This is a genomic window from Nitrospirota bacterium, assembly GCA_020846775.1.
GTDB lineage: Bacteria > Nitrospirota > 9FT-COMBO-42-15 > HDB-SIOI813 > HDB-SIOI813 > RBG-16-43-11.
In genome coordinates, this window is sequence record JADLDG010000006.1 from 1 (window position 1) to 17163 (window position 17163).

General features: G+C 43.7%; 20 protein-coding genes and 1 pseudogene. 12 read left to right on the top strand and 9 right to left on the bottom strand.

Features of this window, described 5'->3' with window-relative positions; translation table 11 throughout:
- From IT392_00625 to IT392_00655, 7 genes and pseudogenes are all read left to right on the top strand, one after another.
- Positions 1-892, top strand: a pseudogene (locus IT392_00625) (glycosyltransferase family 4 protein).
- A gap of 9 nt (positions 893-901) precedes the next feature.
- Positions 902-2332 (top strand): sugar transferase, encoded by a 1431-nt coding sequence (locus IT392_00630; GenBank protein MCC6542992.1) that lies wholly within the window; start codon positions 902-904, stop codon positions 2330-2332.
- Positions 2326-3549 (top strand): outer membrane beta-barrel protein, encoded by a 1224-nt coding sequence (locus IT392_00635; GenBank protein ID MCC6542993.1) that lies wholly within the window; start codon positions 2326-2328, stop codon positions 3547-3549. The genes IT392_00630 and IT392_00635 overlap by 7 nt, the downstream gene beginning before the upstream one ends.
- Positions 3550-3888: 339 nt before the next feature.
- Positions 3889-4107 carry an addiction module protein gene (locus tag IT392_00640; protein MCC6542994.1) on the top strand — a complete coding sequence of 73 codons (219 nt, stop codon included), beginning with the start codon at positions 3889-3891 and terminating at the stop codon, positions 4105-4107.
- Complete coding sequence (locus tag IT392_00645) at positions 4107-4412, top strand: type II toxin-antitoxin system RelE/ParE family toxin (protein ID MCC6542995.1); 306 nt, start codon at positions 4107-4109, stop codon at positions 4410-4412. The genes IT392_00640 and IT392_00645 overlap by 1 nt, the downstream gene beginning before the upstream one ends.
- A 391-nt stretch (positions 4413-4803) precedes the next feature.
- Positions 4804-5034: a ribbon-helix-helix protein, CopG family gene (locus IT392_00650; protein ID MCC6542996.1), complete on the top strand. Its 231-nt coding sequence runs from the start codon at positions 4804-4806 to the stop codon at positions 5032-5034.
- The gene (locus IT392_00655) at positions 5031-5354 is read left to right on the top strand and encodes a type II toxin-antitoxin system PemK/MazF family toxin (protein ID MCC6542997.1); all 324 of its coding nucleotides are present in this window, start codon (positions 5031-5033) and stop codon (positions 5352-5354) included. Before IT392_00650 ends, IT392_00655 begins: the two co-directional genes overlap by 4 nt.
- Before the next feature lie 181 nt (positions 5355-5535).
- On the opposite strand, the gene IT392_00660 is transcribed toward IT392_00655, so the two are convergent.
- Positions 5536-5676 (bottom strand): hypothetical protein, encoded by a 141-nt coding sequence (locus IT392_00660; GenBank protein ID MCC6542998.1) that lies wholly within the window; start codon positions 5674-5676, stop codon positions 5536-5538.
- A gap of 113 nt (positions 5677-5789) precedes the next feature.
- Here IT392_00660 and IT392_00665 point away from each other — a divergent pair, with 113 nt between their 5' ends.
- Positions 5790-6212 (top strand): transcriptional repressor, encoded by a 423-nt coding sequence (locus IT392_00665; GenBank protein ID MCC6542999.1) that lies wholly within the window; start codon positions 5790-5792, stop codon positions 6210-6212.
- 98 nt (positions 6213-6310) lie between these two features.
- Positions 6311-6910: a redoxin domain-containing protein gene (locus tag IT392_00670; GenBank protein ID MCC6543000.1), complete on the top strand. Its 600-nt coding sequence runs from the start codon at positions 6311-6313 to the stop codon at positions 6908-6910.
- Between the two features lie 176 nt (positions 6911-7086).
- On the opposite strand, the gene IT392_00675 is transcribed toward IT392_00670, so the two are convergent.
- From IT392_00675 to IT392_00685, 3 genes are read right to left on the bottom strand one after another with little or no spacing between them, the layout of a single operon-like run.
- Positions 7087-8547 (bottom strand): UbiD family decarboxylase, encoded by a 1461-nt coding sequence (locus IT392_00675; GenBank protein ID MCC6543001.1) that lies wholly within the window; start codon positions 8545-8547, stop codon positions 7087-7089.
- Complete coding sequence (ubiA, locus tag IT392_00680) at positions 8537-9409, bottom strand: 4-hydroxybenzoate octaprenyltransferase (GenBank protein MCC6543002.1); 873 nt, start codon at positions 9407-9409, stop codon at positions 8537-8539. The genes IT392_00675 and ubiA overlap by 11 nt, the downstream gene beginning before the upstream one ends.
- Complete coding sequence (locus tag IT392_00685) at positions 9397-9987, bottom strand: chorismate lyase (protein MCC6543003.1); 591 nt, start codon at positions 9985-9987, stop codon at positions 9397-9399. Before IT392_00685 ends, ubiA begins: the two co-directional genes overlap by 13 nt.
- 158 nt (positions 9988-10145) lie before the next feature.
- Between IT392_00685 and IT392_00690 the strand changes: the two genes are divergently transcribed.
- On the top strand, positions 10146-10535 hold the full coding sequence (locus tag IT392_00690) for a response regulator (protein ID MCC6543004.1): 390 nt from the start codon (positions 10146-10148) through the stop codon (positions 10533-10535).
- Here IT392_00690 and recO read toward each other — a convergent pair.
- The 4 genes from recO to IT392_00710 all read right to left on the bottom strand — a co-directional run bounded on the left by recO (position 10497) and on the right by IT392_00710 (position 14911).
- Positions 10497-11252: a DNA repair protein RecO gene (gene recO / locus IT392_00695; protein MCC6543005.1), complete on the bottom strand. Its 756-nt coding sequence runs from the start codon at positions 11250-11252 to the stop codon at positions 10497-10499. The two genes, IT392_00690 and recO, sit on opposite strands and share 39 nt — an antisense overlap.
- 8 nt (positions 11253-11260) lie before the next feature.
- Positions 11261-12616 (bottom strand): magnesium transporter, encoded by a 1356-nt coding sequence (gene mgtE, locus IT392_00700; GenBank protein MCC6543006.1) that lies wholly within the window; start codon positions 12614-12616, stop codon positions 11261-11263.
- 23 nt (positions 12617-12639) lie between these two features.
- Positions 12640-13539 carry a GTPase Era gene (gene era / locus IT392_00705; protein MCC6543007.1) on the bottom strand — a complete coding sequence of 300 codons (900 nt, stop codon included), beginning with the start codon at positions 13537-13539 and terminating at the stop codon, positions 12640-12642.
- A gap of 94 nt (positions 13540-13633) precedes the next feature.
- A complete protein-coding gene (locus tag IT392_00710; protein ID MCC6543008.1) occupies positions 13634-14911 on the bottom strand; it encodes a GGDEF domain-containing protein in 1278 nt (425 codons plus the stop codon).
- 84 nt (positions 14912-14995) lie between these two features.
- Between IT392_00710 and nadA the strand changes: the two genes are divergently transcribed.
- Entirely contained in the window at positions 14996-16084 is a 1089-nt protein-coding gene (gene nadA / locus IT392_00715; GenBank protein MCC6543009.1) for a quinolinate synthase NadA, read from the top strand.
- 49 nt (positions 16085-16133) lie between these two features.
- Positions 16134-16325: a hypothetical protein gene (locus IT392_00720; protein ID MCC6543010.1), complete on the top strand. Its 192-nt coding sequence runs from the start codon at positions 16134-16136 to the stop codon at positions 16323-16325.
- 6 nt (positions 16326-16331) lie between these two features.
- Here the strand turns inward: IT392_00720 and IT392_00725 are convergent, their stop codons facing one another.
- The gene (locus IT392_00725) at positions 16332-17102 is read right to left on the bottom strand and encodes an enoyl-ACP reductase (GenBank protein MCC6543011.1); all 771 of its coding nucleotides are present in this window, start codon (positions 17100-17102) and stop codon (positions 16332-16334) included.
- Positions 17103-17163: the final 61 nt, after the last annotated feature.

Consider the following 17163-nt stretch of genomic DNA (forward strand, 5'->3'; position numbering starts at 1 on the left):
GAGTAAGTATGACCTTGTCCATATCCATGCGGTAGGCCCATCGCTCCTCGTACCGTTAGCAAGACTTCTGAGGCTTAATGTTGTTGCCACTAACCATGGGCCGGATTATGACAGGCAGAAATGGGGGCATGTTGCTAAAAGTATGTTGAGGCTTGGAGAAGGCGCAGGGGCAAGGTACAGTCCTGAACTTATTGTAGTCTCAAGGCATATACAGGGACTGATTAGAAAAAAGTATGACAGGGACTCCACGTATATCCCTAATGGCGTTGACTTCCCTGAGAAACTCCCACCTGACAACATTGTCACTAAATACGGGTTAACTCCATGCCAATATATATTTGCAGTCGGGCGCCTTGTACCTGAAAAGTGATTTCATGATCTGATAGAGGCATTTCAAAGATTGTCGCCGGATCTATCCGGAGACTGGAAGCTGGTTATCGCCGGGGACGCAGACCATGAAGATAATTATAGCAGGAACCTGAAGGTTAAGGCTTCTAAAGACCCACGAGTCATAATGACCGGCTTTATAAAGGGTGATGTGTTGAGAGAGCTCTACTCAAATGCCGGGCTCTTTGTTCTACCCTCCTACCATGAGGGGCTGCCAATTGTGTTGCTCGAGGCAATGAGCTATGGGCTTCCAGTAATTGCCAGTTCTATTCCGGCCAATATGGAACTCGTATCAGAAGAGGAGACGTTTAAACCCGGGGATGTAGCTGGGCTGGCCGGTAAGATGGAGTTATTTATAAAAGCCCCCTGCCCTCTCCCGCGCGGGGAGAAGGTAACAAGTGAGAGGCTGAAGATGCTGAAAACTGAGTTCAACTGGGACAGCATCGCAGAGAGGACGCTAAGGGTATACCGGAAGGCATTAGGGCTCACGAACGTCTTCATTTAATCATAATCAATGCTTAAAGAAGAGAAACAACTTGTCCACAAGATAGCAATTGTGGCTGACTCCCTTGTGATAGGAGCCGCATTTTTATTGGCCTATTTCCTGAGGGCCAATATTCAGGGCTATCCTTCTGCAATATTAGACTCATTACATAAGCTCCCGCTCTTACGGGATTACCTGTGGATAATGATGATAGTCATCCCGATTTGGATTGTCTCCCTATCACAAGCCGGGATATACAAGGAAATCAGGGAGAAGAGTTATGGAAATGTATTATGGAGCATCTTTGATGCCTCTCTACTTGCCATACTTATCTTTACCGCATTTGCCTTCTTACTGAAGTTGGATGTCCAGTCCAGGACATTTATTATAATCCTGTTTATCTGTACTTTCATTATGTTGTCTGCGGAGAAGATCACTGCACTCGCCACTCTGCGCTACATAAGGCGAAAGGGATATAACTACAGGGTCATCCTCATTGTGGGTACGGGTGAGAGGGCAAAGAATTTTATCAGTATCATCAAGGCACATCCGCACTGGGGTTTAAAGATACTCGGCCTTATTGATGAAGAGGACAGGGTCGGGATGACGGTTGAAGACCACAGGGTAATAGGTTCATTTAATGATATTTCCCGTATACTCGATGAAAATGTTGTGGATGAAGTTATGTTCATACTGCCGAGAAGGTGGCTGAGCAGTCTCGAGGATTATCTTAAGATATGTGAAGAGGTGGGGGTAAAGGCGACCGTGGCCATAGACTTCTTTAACACGGATATTGCGAGACCGGTTGTTACGGAGATGCACGGGTTGCCATTATTAACTTTTAACGCGGTTCCATTTAATATCTGGCATCTTGCCTTAAAACGTTTAACAGATGTCGTGGTCTCTGCATGCGGACTTATCCTGCTTTCACCGCTATTCCTTATACTCTCCCTGATCATAAAGATGACCTCTAAAGGGCCTGTATTCTTCAGGCAGACGAGGTGCGGTCTTAACGGACGGGGTTTTAGAATCTACAAGTTCAGGACAATGGCAACAGATGCTGAAGAAAGATTGAATGAGTTGATGAAATTTAATGAACGCAATGGTCCTGTGTTCAAGATGCAGAAAGACCCGCGAATAACCAGGATTGGGAGTGTGCTTAGAAAGACCAGTCTGGATGAGCTCCCCCAGCTTTTGAATGTTCTCATGGGAGATATGTCACTCATCGGGCCAAGACCCCCGCTCCCTGCCGAGGTAAAAAGATATGACCGGTGGCAGCGGAGGCGATTGAGTCTGCGCCCGGGGATAGCATGTATCCACGAGGTGGTTGCACGAAGTGATACAGACTTTGATGGATGGATGAGGCAGGACCTTGCATATATTGACAACTGGTCTCTCTACCTCGATGCGAGGATATTCACTAAGACAATCCTTGCCGTATTCAAGGGGAATGGTTGTTAAAAAGAATAACCATTTTCCTGTTGACTGCTGTCCTGGCCTCGTTTACTTATTTAGATGGCAGCGCCCTGGCAGGGCTCCTCGGTGATCGGATCAGACCTTACCTTTCTGTAAGAGAGGTCTATGACAACAATATATTCAGGGTCAGGGATGAAGGGCAGTTGAAGAGCAGTATTGGGGATGACCAACTCGCTGATCACCTGACGATATATAGCCTCGGGATGGGGCTGGATTACAGATGGAGCAGGCAGGGATTAGGTGTCCTGTTGAGGAAGGATTTCCTGCGATATGGTCATTACACTAATCAGGATTCCGGGCAGGACGATGTCAGGGGGGACCTTTCCCTGAAGGTTTTTGACCGTATCAGTGCAAAGATAACCGGAGGCTATAGCAGGTTGGCAGAGCCTAAGGAGAACTACCGGACTCAGGAGAAAAATGAACGGACGACTAAGGCTGCCGGAATATCGCTCGCCTACAACCTCCCGTCAGGCGTCGGGATCCATACTGCCCTGAACCGGGAGACGGTGGACTTCTCCCTTTCCGGGCTAGATAGCAGGGAGTACACGAGGAGTGTTTATTCAGGAGGCGTATCATATTCCTCATCTCCTGATACCGGATTTGATATCCATTATGAGAGGAACATCATTGACTATGATATAACTCAGTCCATTGGGGGGAGTCAGGTTAATAACGATAGTATTGGAGAGAGTGTTAGGGCTGGATTCAAAATGGGGATCAGCCCCGTGACATTATTATCTTTCAACACCGGGTATTTATGGAAAGGGCTCAGGGAGAACAGTGGGAGGGACTTTGAAGGCGTCGTTGGTAAAGCCGGGGTCAATTACGGTATGACAGGGAAATTGACCTTATCTCTTGCTGCGGAGAGGAGTCTGTACGAGGAGATTTTTCTCGATCAGATTTACAGCGTTAATGATTCCATAGGTCTGGGGTTAATGTACAAACCGGCAGCAAAGATAGATGTGTCCATTTACGGCGGCGCCTCCACAAAAACCTTCAAGGGTGATAGCAATATAGTGACTGATAATAGTGCGCCTGCAAGAAAAGACAGGTTTAAGGAGTTCAGGACAGGGATAACCTGGTCTCCAGTGAGAAGTCTTGCTGCAGACCTGCGCTACAGTTATACTACAAGAGATTCCAGCTTCGATATTTATAACTACAGAGATAATATTTTAGAGGCGGGCATGTCTTATAAGTTTTAGGCAGGTTTTTAGAACACTACCCTGAGTTATCGCTTCTTTGCCTCCCATACAAAAATCATAACGCCTTCAAGCCATTCCAATATCCGCTCCGGTGTAAATCTGAGTAATTCCTTCAATTCTTCACTCGAATATCCCCACCCTCTCCCCTACCCTCTCCCTGAGGGAGAGGGTAAGGAATGAGAGGTTAAGGCGGCTGGAGACGGAGTTCAACTGGGGCAGGATTGCAAAGAAGACTCTGGAGGTGTATAAGAGGGTTGTAGCGATATAAATGAAAGATTTGCAAAATTTTGCTAAAATAGATAACAGGTGCAAAACAAACAAGGCAAGGGGGATATAATTATGATCAAAATAACAGCTACAGATACTATTGCATTGTCAATACCAGAGAGAATCCAACTGGTAGAGGATATTTGGGATACTATAGCCACAGAAGCAGAGGCTATTGAATTAACAGAAGATGAAAAAAGAATAATTGATGAACGATTGGAGGCATATCATAGAAACCCTGATGTAGGCTCTCCATGGAAGGATGTTTATAAAAGGATAGTGGGCAGGTAATGAAGTATAAGGTCATTGTCAGGCCTGAAGCCGAAGATGATCTAAAGGAAGCCTTTTCCTGGTATGAAGATAAGAGGATAGGGTTAGGCTATGACTTCCTTTTGCAGGTTGATGCGGGAATCAACTTCATCAGTAGAAATCCCATAATTAATCCAATAGAATATAAAGAAACAAGAAAACATCTTGTCAAAAGGTTCCCATACAAAATCATTTATCTTGCAGAGGAGGAAGAGATAATAATCCTTGCTGTAATTCATGGTAAGAGAAGACCTGATTTAATAAAAAAGAGAATAGACAGCATCTAACAAATCATTCCTGCAGATGGCTAAAGCTACCGCAGAATTTGCAGAAAAAGACGCTCCTTTTCCTGTTAATACGTAATTCATAATCAATGCTTAAAGAATAGAAACAACTTGTCCACAAGATAGCAATTGTGGCTGACTCCCTTGTGATAGGAGCCGCATTTTTATTGGCCTATTTCCTGAGGGCCAATATTCAGGGCTATCCTTCTGCAATATTAGACTCTTTACATAAGCTCCCGCCCTTACGGGATTACCTGTGGGTAATGATGATAGTCATCCCGATTTGGATTGTCTCCCTATCACAAGCCGGGATATACAAGGAAATCGTGGGTGGGAAGATTATAAAGAATATAAAATACTTGACATTACAAGATAAAGGTAGTATTTTGGTAGTATGAAAGTGAAGACATCCATAACCATTTCAGAAGAACTGATTAAAAGCATTGATGAACTATTTAGCGAACAGAAAAATAGGTCGGAATTCATTGAGGAGGCGGTAAGGGATTTTATTAAAAGACAAACAGAAAGAAAAAGGGATTTAGAAGACCTCAATATACTTAATAAGAAAGCTGATAAGCTTAACAGGGAGGCAGAGGATGTCCTGTCTTATCAGGTAAATTTATGAGGAGAGGGGAACTTTATCGTGTATATAAGGGGACTTCTCATGACCAAAAAAAATATCGTGTATTTGTTATAGTGAGTCGTCAAGTGCTTATTGATTCGAAGTATTCTACAGTAATTTGTGCACCTATTTATTCGAGTTATGACGGATTATCTACACAGGTAAGGGTGGGGATTGAAGAAGGGTTAAAGCACGAAAGCAGTATTCACTGTGATGAACTTGTCAGTATTCCAAAGACATTTCTATCTCATTATGTAGGCTTGCTTTCTGCTGAAAATACTCAGCAATTGGATGATGCAATCAGAGTGGCTCTAAGCCTTTAATATTTTTTTAGTTATCTGATAATATAATCGGGGTCGGACCATAATAACCTTTTGCAGACCTGCGCTATGGTTATACTACAAGAAATTCCAACTTTGATGTTTATAACCACAGAGATAATATTTTAGAGGCGGGCATGTCTTATAAGTTTTAGGAAGGTTTTTAGAACACTACCCTGAGTTATCACTTCTTTGCCTCCCATACAAAAATCATAACGCCTTCAAGCCATTCTAAAATCTGCTCCAGTGTAAATCTGAGTAATTCTTTCAACTCCTCATCAGAATGTATTCTCTGACAATCATAAGTATTTTCATACCAATCCATAATAAATTCCTGCGGCTATATCCTGCCTTTTCAATATAATTATTTTCTTGACAATCAAGTAAGACTACATTAGAATGATTATTAGATTGTAATAATTATATTTTAGATTGCATATGGAAAAGATAATTGCTAAATATAAAGATACCGGAATAAGGCTGACTCCTCAGAGGATTGCGATACTGAAATACCTTGATGGAAATACCAGCCATCCGACGGCAGATGACATTTACAGGGATGTCAGGAGGCATTACCCTACTTTGTCCTTTGCTACCGTATATAATACCCTGCAGACCCTGAAGGACCATGGGGATGTGATGGAGATCACGATTGATCCCCTGAGGAGGCATTATGACCCTAATACAGAACAGCATCATCATGTTGTATGCATTAAGTGTAATAAGATTTGGGATGTCTTTGAGGACTATTCAGAAATATTGAAGCTCCCTGCAAATGTGTCCCGGGAGATCAGGGCAGTTGGCGCCCATGTGGACTTCCGTGGTGTTTGCAGGAGTTGCCAGAAAGGTGAAAGGGGGTGATTTCATTTTATTATAATTACTTTAAGTTGATCACCTTGTGATTAAGTTTCAATTAATATTAACAGACAATCAGCACTATTTAAAAGGAGGAAGTAAAAATGTCAGAATGTTTATCCATAGGACAGGTTGTACCAGGTTTTGAGATGGAGGTTTTCGACCCTAATAAGAGTGACTTTGGAAAGATTACACTTGATGAGATCAAGGCAAGGAGGTCATGGACCATACTGTTCTTCTATCCGGCAGATTTTACATTTGTCTGCCCTACTGAGCTGGATGATCTTGCTGATAAACAAAAGCAGCTCAAAGACCTTGGCTGCGATGTCATCTCTGTAAGCACAGACACCAAGTTCTCCCATATGGCATGGCAGCAGTCAGAAAAGCTTCTTGCCAATGTCAAATATCTTATGGGCGCTGACCCGACAGGTAAGGTTTCCAGGTTGTTCGGTGTATATGATGAAGGCACCGGTCTCGCACTGAGAGGTACATTTATCATCAATCCCGACGGGAAACTGGTTGCATCAGAGGTTAATTTCTATAACGTCGGAAGGAATGCTGATGAGCTTTTAAGGAAGATGCAGGCTAATTTGTACCTTTCAGGCCATCCGGATGAAGTATGTCCTGCAAACTGGCACGAAGGGGAAAAGACAATTAAACCTTCTGCAAAGATTGTAGGTAAGGTTTACGAGGCAATGCAATAATAACCTTTCAAATCCCCCCTTCCCCCCTTTTCTAAAGGGGGGAACTTTATTTTGCCCTTTGACACGGGGGTACCTTATTCTCCCCATTAAATCGGGGCACCTTATTTCCCCCTTTGAAAAAGGGGGATTAAGGGGGATTTTCATGCCCCTCGTTTGTGAATCATGAATCATGAGAATTAGCCTGGAATACCGTAAGATGACCATTTCCTGTCAACCAGTTCCCTGATCTCTGCTGGCATCTCGATCTTCTTACCCCATGCACGGTTAACCTCTGGATATGACTTCATCGTGGCATCAATCCCCATCTTTGAGCCCAATTCCGGAAGGGGAGTTGAAAAGTCAAGATAATCAAACGGTGTATTTTCTATCATTACAGTGTCTCGGGCCGGATCTACCCGGGTTGAAATTGCCCAGATAACATCATCCCAATTGCGGACATCAATGTCATTATCCACAATGATCACATATTTAGTGTATAAGAACTGTTTCAGAAAGCCCCACAACCCCATCATTACCCTCTTGGCATGTCCCGGGAATTCCTTCTTGATTGAAACTATTGCAATGCGGTATGATACTGCCTCCATAGGAAGATGAAAGTCCACAATCTCCGGAAATTGATTTCTCAATACAGGGAGGAATATCCTTGTCAGTGCGAGTCCGATTATCGCATCCTCTTTAGGTGGACGTCCTGTTATAGTTGATAAGTAGAGCGGAGAATTCCTGTGAGTTATACATTTAATCCTCATAACCGGGAATTTCTCTTCTGCATTATAATAACCGGTGTGATCTGCAAATGGTCCCTCGGGCGCCTCTTCTCCGGGAATAATCTCTCCTTCAAGCACTATCTCACTTGAGGCCGGCACCATCAGTTCATTTGTAACGCATTTCACAATCTCAACCGCTTCTTTCCGGAGCAGCCCTGCAAAATGAAACTCCCCCATCCTCTCCGGCACAGGGGTCACTGCCGCTATGGTAGTTGCCGGTTCACACCCTATCGCAACAGACACAGGCATTGGGACATTTTTCTCCAGCCATTCTCTATGATGATGTGCCCCGCCACGCGTATTGAGCCAGCGCATAATCACCCTGTCCTTACCAATCACCTGCAGCCTGTATACACCAACATTGAATGGTCCTCCTGATGGCGACTGTGTAATGACCAGTGGCCAGGTAATAAGCGGGCCGGCGTCTCCAGGCCAGCATGTCATTACAGGGAATTTAGACAGGTCAACATCATTCCCCTGTAAAACGACCTCCTGACACACACCTTTGCTAACCGTCTTTGGAGTAAGACCCATTACTTTGGCAAAAAATGGAAATTTCTTAATAGCCTCTATCATCCCCTTTGGAGGCTCAGGCTGCTGCAGGTATGCAAGGAATGTCCCTATCTCATCAAGTCCCGCCTCATCACAGCCGAGTCCGAGGGCCACCCTTCCAACTGTTCCATATAAATTGGCAACAACCGGAATGCTGCAGCCCTCCACATTCTCAAATATGACTGCAGGCCCGCCTCTGGAGAGCAGTCTCTCCAGAATCTCTGTAATCTCATAATTTGTGTTTACCTCCGTCTTAATCCGGACAAGGTCTCCCTTTTGTTTCAAAACATCCAGAAAATTTCTTAGATCTTTATATGGCATAATAACTCCTTATCAGAAGATCAGATACGATACCAATAAGAACAATAGTTCCAATCCAGACATGGGATTTGAACAGCTGCAACAGTCCTTCCCGCTCAACTCCTCTTTTTATCTGGAACACCTGATACATAAAACCTACAGTTATGAGGAACAGGGAAAACAGGTAAATATTTCCAAGTCTTGATATCCTCCCAACAACAAACAGGGTGAATATTGTAAGCAGGAAGATTATGGCAAGGGCAAACCACGTATTTCCACCAAAAAGGATCGCAGTAGACTTGACTCCAATCCTTATGTCATCATCAATATCTATAAGGGCATAGATCGTATCATAGCCTGTTGCCCAGAAAATAGTTGCAAGAAAAATCAGAATTGAAGGCAGTGCCACTTCATTACGAACAGCGCCCCATGCAACAATGGCTCCCCAGCCGAAGGCCATGCCCAGAAAAAGCTGAGGGGTATTAACAAGCCTTTTCGTGAAGGGGTAAACGCCTGTCAGTAAAAGGGCAACCAGGGACAGCGCAATGCTGAGCCTGTTAAGGCTCAGGACAAGGGTAAGTGCAATCAGCAGTAGAATGAATAAAACTGCCGCGGCCTCAGACATCCTTAATCTTCCTGAAGCAAGAGGGCGGTCTTTAGTCCTCTCTACAAATCTGTCAAACTTCCTGTCAGCCATGTCATTTATCACACACCCGGCACTGCGCATTATAAAAGAGCCGAAAACAAATATAAAGATATGTTTAAGCGACGGCCTCCCCTCGGAGGCAAGGACGAGCGACCATAGGACCGGCATCATGAGGAGTAATGTACCATACTGTTTGTCAAGGCGTATCAGGTCAGCGACTGCCTTCAGTTTTTCCATGTATCCGGTGAGAATACTTCCATAATCGCTGCATTGAATCCATCAGAAACCCTTAGGCGGTAACACCTTGCCCAGAGGGTATCTTCAATAGTTGAAAAATGCCCCGCTAAATAATCACTTTTTATCCGGCTGATAAATAACTGGTCCCGCAGGATCGGCATATTGTAATCACTGAGCAATACGCCTAGCGGTTTATTTTTCCTGTTTATATCGCGTTTTAAAGAATCAGAAATAGATGAAATATCAATCACTGAATGTGCATATACCAGGTTCTGCTCGTCTTTCTTCAGCCACGCATCTCTCACGATAGACGTGGTCCCTTCCTTTACGTCAAGGAATTTAGCCATTTCAAGACCCATGCCTGCACCATTCTGTCCTGTAACATCTACCGAAATATCAGACAAGAATAACGCACGGAAAAATTTGACAAGCGAGCCGTCATACAATAAAGTCAAACGCAAAAGCCTGGAAACGTCAAACTTAGAAGAACTGGAGATAAATTCCTCAGGGTCCATCCATGAACAAACAGGTATATAGGAAAACGGAAGATGGGTCAGATAATATTTTTCTATCAGCATAGCCCATAGAATAAAACAAAGGGTTTTAAGAAGTCAACTTTTATATTGACATGTTTGTCTTGACAAGCGAATCTTGACCATGTATGGTTAAAATACGGTCATACTCACAAGATAAACTGAGCAATATTTGGCTAATCCGACATATATGAAGGGAGATTGTGACTGAAATATTACATATCCTGGTAATAGATGATGATCCCGTAATGAGGTCCTTACTAAAGAGTTTCCTCTCTCTGCATAAATTCAGAGTTGACTGTGTTATGACAGAATCGGATGCTATAAAGGTGTTACACAATAACAATGTCAATGTTGTAATAACTGACCTTAAAATACCTGGAATGAATTGCGTTCAACTCATGAGATCAATTACCCGGACAAAGGCCGGCGTTAAGATAATTGCTATGGGTGGAGATACAAGCTTTGAAAGACTCCCCCAGGATATAAAGACAACCACACCCTTCATCCAGAAACCATTTAAGCTGCAGGAAATAGAGAAGCTAATCAATAAATTAACCGGATTTAAACCCAAACCTCTCGATATCTATTAATTTCTTCCCTGTTACATGCCCTATGTGCAGGGCAAGTATGCCCCTGATCTCATTTTTTATATTATCCGCCAGCCTGAATCTGTTAATGTGACTACTGACCATAGTCTGCCATCTCCGCATAACTGCAATGGTTCCACCGCTTGCCAGTATCCCTCCGCCACCCGTCATATTGACACATACAGGACAAAGTAGTCCTCCTTCAGCCACAGAAATAATCCCTTTCAAATTGCTGACCATCCTGTTACACTTCGCACATCCGTCGAAGCGAAGCCCAAGTCCGGATAAGTGGAGTATCTGAATCTGATAAAAAAAGAGGACATTATCAACATGCTCTCCGGCAGATATCCTGTCAAGAGACCTTAGCAGGAGGTTAAATATGGCCTTACTGGGATCTTCAAGCGGAGTTAACTTCCTCAGCACATCCACCATACTTGATGAATGAAGAATCAGATCAAGATCTTCCCTTACCTGACTGAATGAATTGACGATGTCAGCAGTTTCAATACGATATAAGGATCCCTGCCGTTTCCTGAACAAGCCCAGTCTGCAATGAGTAAATGGCTCAAGTGAGCCGCCAAACCTGTTTTTAAAGCTCCTCGCCCCTTTTGCTATGCCGTCAATCCTTCCCAGGTCTTCAGTAAATATACCGACAATCCTGTCATACTCACCCATAGGCCGGCTGTTGAGTATAATACCTGATGATTTTATCAATGGCATAACTTTACCTATAAATACTCGATCATCACCGTTGCTACAGATAGATATATGGTAAATCCTACTATATCTGTCAGCGTTGTCACAACAGGTCCCGATGCTATGGCAGGGTCTACCTTCAACATCTTGAATATAACAGGCATCATGGTACCAAGCGCTGATGCAACAAGTATAGATGTAATCATTGCATTACCGACTACAAGACCAAGCATGGCCTGCCCATGCCATAAATATACTACTATCCCCAGGAGTATGCCGCAAACAGCACTGATCAGGAGGGCCACCCTTAATTCCTTTAACCATACCCGCATGGCATTGGTAACCTCGATCCGGCCGGTAGCAAGGCCACGTGTAACAACAGTAGAAGACTGCACGCCTACATTACCGGATACGGCGCTGATTATAGGTGCGAACGAGACAAGGGCTATAATCTGTTCAAGGGTTGCCTTAAAATGCCACAGGACAGCGCCAACAACAACCTCACCGAATATTGTTACGATCAGCCACGGAAGACGGTATCGTGCCACTCTTAAAGGGGAGCTGGTAAATATATACTCATCATCCTCTGTACCGGCCATCTTCAACATATCTTCAGTTGCTTCTTCACGGATAACATCAATTACGTCATCTACCGTGATGATGCCGGCAAGTTTATCTTCTTTATCAACAACCGGAATAGCAAGGATGTTATACCTTGCTACAAGACGTGCCACCTCTTCCTGATCAACATCTGTATTTACACGAATGACCTCAGTTTCCATAATTTCACTAAGCCTTGTAACCGGAGGGACAAGGAGGAGTTTACGCAGAGAGACCACACCAACCAACCTACCTGACTCATTAACAACATAGACATAGAAGACCATTTCAACTTCTCCTGCCTCCTGAAGTTTCTTTATCGCATCCTGAACACTCAAATCCTCTGTGAGTGAAAACACCTTTGTGTTCATGATACCGCCGGCAGTCTCGGCAGGATACTGAAGCAGCTCTTTTACGGCCTCATACTCCTTGACCCCCATCAGGGTCAGGACTTCATGACCTTTTTCATCAGGCAGATCTGCAAATATATCTGCCACATCATCGGATGGGATGTGTCTTAAAAGCTGGACAATCTCATATGGCGGGATCATCTCCAGGACGGCGCGCCTGCTCCCTTCGTCCATCTCACTTATGAGCTGCCCCCTTGTCGTGCTCTCTTTAAGGAGGCCGAATATGGTTTTTATCTCTTTCGCATCAAGGCTTCTGAATAACCGTGCGAGGTCGGCATGATGCATACGGTTGGCCATGTTGGCTAAATTGGCAATAGCCCCGCGATGAAGGAATTTCCTTACTGTCCAGATAAGCTGATCAAATTTTACGACTGCCATAAGTTAATTTCTCATTGGTAATTCTATATTTTATATCCAAGCATCCTAAGAATCATATCATCACCGCGCCAGCCTGATTTAACCTTGACCCATAACTCAAGAAAGACCTTTATACCCATAATAGCCTCAAGCTCTTCCCTCGCAAGCTGCCCGACTTTCTTTAACTTTGTTCCGCCCTTTCCTATAACGATCCCCTTCTGTGAATCTTTATCTACAAAAATGACCGCCCTGATAAACACCATGTTTTTTTCCTTATCCTCCCCGAATTCCTCAATACCAACGGCGATGGAATATGGTATCTCCTCATAAGTAAGCTGAAATATTTTCTCCCTCACAAGCTCTGCGGCAATGAACCTCATTGGCTGGTCTGTCACAGCATCATCTGGAAAGTACTGCGGACCTTCCGGCAGACGACTCACAATTGATTCATATAGAACGGACACATTATCTCCCCGCAGGGCGGAAACAGGAAAGATCTCAACGAAATTATACAAACGGCTGAATTCATCTATAAGCGGAAGGAGTAAGCCCTTTTGAACCAGGTCAATCTTGTTTATAAGAAGGAGTACAGGTTTCTTAACATCCTGCAGTCTTTCGATGATGTATCTGTCGCCGCCGCCGATTGACTCTCCGGCCTCAGTCATATAAAGAACGATATCTACTTCATCAAGGGTGTGCAGTGCTGTCTTTACCATGTATTCATTTAATTTATGCTTTGGTTTATGAATGCCCGGGGTGTCAATAAAGATAACCTGAGTTCCTGGATGCGTACTGATCCCAAGTATCCTGTTTCTTGTAGTCTGTGGTTTGTCAGAGACTATAGAGACCTTCTCTCCCAGGATAGCGTTTAAAAGAGTGGATTTTCCAACATTCGGTCTGCCTATAATCGAGACGAACCCTGATTTAAAGGTATTTTCAGGCATCTAAACAATTTAACATACTTTGGAAATAAGAGGCAAGGGAAACTGATGACTTCAAAAAAACGAAACCTATTCAGGAGGTTGCAAAGGCAGGTGGTTATGCGGCGGCTCCGGCAACGACACATTTATTTCTACCACTATTTTTGGCAATATAGAGACTGGCATCAGCATCTTCAATTATATGTTCTGCGGTCCTCTTACCTGCAGAATCTGCGATGCCAATACTGATGGTCAACGAATGGTCTAAGCCTGAGAATTTATATCCTTCAACAACCCCTCTTAATCTTTCTACCAGCGTTAACACACCGGATTTCGGAGTGTACGGAGATAACACTGCAAACTCCTCTCCTCCATAACGGGTGACAATGTCTGTTTCCCTCACATTGTTCCTGATTACTGCAACCATCTCCCTAAGGACTAAATCACCAGCCTGATGGCCTAATGTATCATTAATTTTCTTAAAGAAATCAATGTCAATAATAGAAAGTGAAAATATTGTTCCATGTCGTGAATACCTGCTCATCTCTTCACTAATCCTCATATCAAAATATCTCCTGTTGTAGGCGCCTGTCAGGGGGTCAAGGATTGACAATGCCGAAGAAGACTTCTCAGAATCATTGATCCTTGAAATGACTGCTTTAAGAGTTGATTCTATTTCATTCTCACACCGTGTATTGTCTAACTCAGGTTTAAAGTCATATTCACCATTTCTAATAGCGCTCAAATACGGTAATAACCTGAAAAGAGGCTTGCATGAATAAAAATATACTATGGATAATATAACTATAGCGCCCCATAAAAAAATGCCCGAAACATTCCTTATAAACCTCATTTTATCAGTTATTGTTGGTAGAAACGCACTGATTTCTGTATGTTGTACGTCCATATAATTGTCAAGTTCCCGGATAAAATACCCCATTCTCTCGCCGATCTCAGCCACTTCCTCTATTTGCTTCTGTCTCAGTTTAACATCGTCTTCTGCCAATACTGCATTTACATGGGTTATATATTTTGGATAGAGGTTTTTTATAGCCTCTGTATTTTGAGCATATTGTCTGAACTCCTCATCATCCATCCCGTTAAGGTATATAAAGCTTATCCCCTCTGACAGTCCTTCAATGCCCCGCTCTAATTCCTTAAGATGTGATTTAATTTGGTCAGCATCTTTAAATGAACCATATTCGAGACTGTAGACACCTCCCTGGATAGCTGTAATGTGGTAAATTATCTTGTGAGCATTAAAAAATATGGAAACATGATGATTAAATATTTCAACTTCTTCATCTACCGTTTTAGCAAGATGCTCGGAGGTAATATGAATTGCTATAAAGAGAATGGACACAATAACCAGATAAATCTTTAATCTGTCTTTCACGTTTGTTATTATCGGCGCAAAATAATTATTCTGTAGGAATGAAACCTATTGATTTTATTGGAATTCATATACTATAATATTAACATGAATGCAGGCACTCCTTACTTAATCGAAGATTACCTGAACTTATCCATTACTGAGCTGGACGAACGGATAATAAAGGCGCGAAAACACCTTAACGGACGCCTTCTCATATTGGGTCATCACTATCAGCAGGATGATATAATAAGATATGCGGATTTCCGGGGTGATTCTCTGAAGCTGTCTCAGCAGGCAGCTAAAAGCATCAGCGAATTTATAGTATTTTGCGGGGTGCACTTCATGGCAGAAACGGCAGACATTGTCACCGCGGAGTGGCAAAAGGTGATTCTGCCGGACCTTACAGCAGGCTGCTCCATGGCTGATATGGCAGACCTTTACAGGGTAGAAAAGGCATGGAAAGAGATCACCAATATTGCAGGAGAGGAAAATGTCCTGCCCGTTACATATATTAATTCCTCGGCTGATTTAAAGGCATTCTGCGGAAAAAAAGGGGGGGCCATATGCACATCATCCTCTGCAGAAAAGATAGTCAGGTGGGCGCTGGGAGCAAGAAGGAAGGTCTTATTCTTTCCTGACGAGCATCTTGGAAGGAATAGTGCAGCAAGGGCCGGCATACCCGAAGATGAGATTATTGTATGGCACAGGGATGAGCATCTCGGAGGGAATCATGAGGCCGGAATCAACAAGGCAAGGGTTGTTCTTTGGGATGGATTCTGCAATGTCCATATGCTGTTTCTGCCAAAACACATTGAATACTTCAGGGAAAAGCATCCCGGCATAAACATCATTGTCCACCCTGAATGCCGCAGTGAGGTGGTGGACCGGTCTGATCTGTGCGGTTCTACAGAATACATTATCAATACAGTAAAATCTGCGCTGCCGGGTACAGCATGGGCCATAGGGACAGAGATTAATCTCGTAAACCGCCTTAGAAAGGAAGAACCTGATAAGACGATATTCTTCCTCTCTCCTACAGTATGTCTATGTTCAACCATGTACAGGATTGACCCTCAGCACTTGTGCTGGGCACTGGAGAACCTGGTTAATGGCAATGTTGTTAATCAGATTATTGTGCCCGAGGAAGAAAAGAAGTGGGCAAGAATAGCTCTGGATAGGATGATGGCGTTATAAGAAGCAATGAGTATGAAGCAGATAGTGCTAAAGGAGGTTCTATCTTCGCATGAAACAATTTGAGCAATTCAAGGCATCTATGCTCTTCTGTGCGGAATGTAAGCAGGCAGTACCTGTAAGGGAACGGCTCCTGCTTGTCCTTGCAGACGGCGACTTATATGACTATATGTGTGTATACTGCGCCAGTTCAGTGGGATCCAGGAAGGAATCACAGACTAAGGAAGTAAAGATACTCCCCTGATACAGTTTACATGCCTGCTATGTTATAGCCCCCGTCTACATGAATCAGCTCGCCGGTCACTCCACTGCCAAGATCGCTGCATAGGTACAGGGCTGTCTTGCCGACTTCTTCAGCGGTTATGTTCCTTTTTACAGGGGACTTGGCTGCGACATGTTGAAGCATTTCCCTGAACCCTCCAATACCTGATGCTGCAAGGGTCTTTATAGGACCAGGGGAAATGGTATTGATCCTGATCCCTTTAGGCCCAAGGTCCATAGCAAGATAACGCACACTCGCCTCAAGTGCAGCCTTGGCAACACCCATTACATTGTAATTTGGGACTACCTTTTCCGATCCGTAATACGAAAGCGTTATTATACTGCCGGGACGTCCTTCCATTAGTGGTGCGGCATATCTCACTATAGCAGCGAGAGAGTAGACGCTTACATCCATTGCCAACCTGAAACCCTCCCTGGATGTATTGAGATAGAGTCCCTTTAACTCATCCTTGTTTGCGAAGGCTATGGCATGAACAACTATATCAATCCCGCCGAAATTTTCCCTGACCTTATTAAAGACATTCTCAATATCACTATCACGGGTAACATCACAGGGTTCTATTATCTTAGCGCCCATACCCTCTGCAAGAGGTCTAACACGCTTCTCCAGCACCTCACCGGCATAGGTAAAGGCAAGCTCAGCCCCTTCCCTGTGGAGCGCCTCTGCAATGCCCCACGCTATGCTGCGCTCATTTGCAACACCAAATATGATACCTTTCTTTCCGGAAAGAAGCCCCATACTAAAACCCTCCAATGTTCATTCAAAATTTCAGTATTTTACCACAGAGGATTGCGGGATT

Bases quoted from the DNA above. Each gene is read 5' to 3' on its own strand.
- IT392_00650 (MCC6542996.1), top strand. From the start codon at position 4,804: ATGAAAGTGAAGACATCCATAACCATTTCAGAAGAACTGATTAAAAGC.
- mgtE (MCC6543006.1), bottom strand. From the start codon at position 12,616: ATGGCAGTCGTAAAATTTGATCAGCTTATCTGGACAGTAAGGAAATTC.
- IT392_00660 (MCC6542998.1), bottom strand. From the start codon at position 5,676: ATGGATTGGTATGAAAATACTTATGATTGTCAGAGAATACATTCTGAT.
- recO (MCC6543005.1), bottom strand. From the start codon at position 11,252: ATGCCATTGATAAAATCATCAGGTATTATACTCAACAGCCGGCCTATG.
- era (MCC6543007.1), bottom strand. From the start codon at position 13,539: ATGCCTGAAAATACCTTTAAATCAGGGTTCGTCTCGATTATAGGCAGA.
- nadA (MCC6543009.1), top strand. From the start codon at position 14,996: ATGAATGCAGGCACTCCTTACTTAATCGAAGATTACCTGAACTTATCC.
- ubiA (MCC6543002.1), bottom strand. From the start codon at position 9,409: ATGGAAAAACTGAAGGCAGTCGCTGACCTGATACGCCTTGACAAACAG.
- IT392_00685 (MCC6543003.1), bottom strand. From the start codon at position 9,987: ATGCTGATAGAAAAATATTATCTGACCCATCTTCCGTTTTCCTATATA.
- IT392_00675 (MCC6543001.1), bottom strand. From the start codon at position 8,547: ATGCCATATAAAGATCTAAGAAATTTTCTGGATGTTTTGAAACAAAAG.
- IT392_00640 (MCC6542994.1), top strand. From the start codon at position 3,889: ATGATCAAAATAACAGCTACAGATACTATTGCATTGTCAATACCAGAG.
- IT392_00655 (MCC6542997.1), top strand. From the start codon at position 5,031: ATGAGGAGAGGGGAACTTTATCGTGTATATAAGGGGACTTCTCATGAC.
- IT392_00670 (MCC6543000.1), top strand. From the start codon at position 6,311: ATGTCAGAATGTTTATCCATAGGACAGGTTGTACCAGGTTTTGAGATG.
- IT392_00665 (MCC6542999.1), top strand. From the start codon at position 5,790: ATGGAAAAGATAATTGCTAAATATAAAGATACCGGAATAAGGCTGACT.
- IT392_00645 (MCC6542995.1), top strand. From the start codon at position 4,107: ATGAAGTATAAGGTCATTGTCAGGCCTGAAGCCGAAGATGATCTAAAG.
- IT392_00720 (MCC6543010.1), top strand. From the start codon at position 16,134: ATGAAACAATTTGAGCAATTCAAGGCATCTATGCTCTTCTGTGCGGAA.
- IT392_00630 (MCC6542992.1), top strand. From the start codon at position 902: ATGCTTAAAGAAGAGAAACAACTTGTCCACAAGATAGCAATTGTGGCT.
- IT392_00725 (MCC6543011.1), bottom strand. From the start codon at position 17,102: ATGGGGCTTCTTTCCGGAAAGAAAGGTATCATATTTGGTGTTGCAAAT.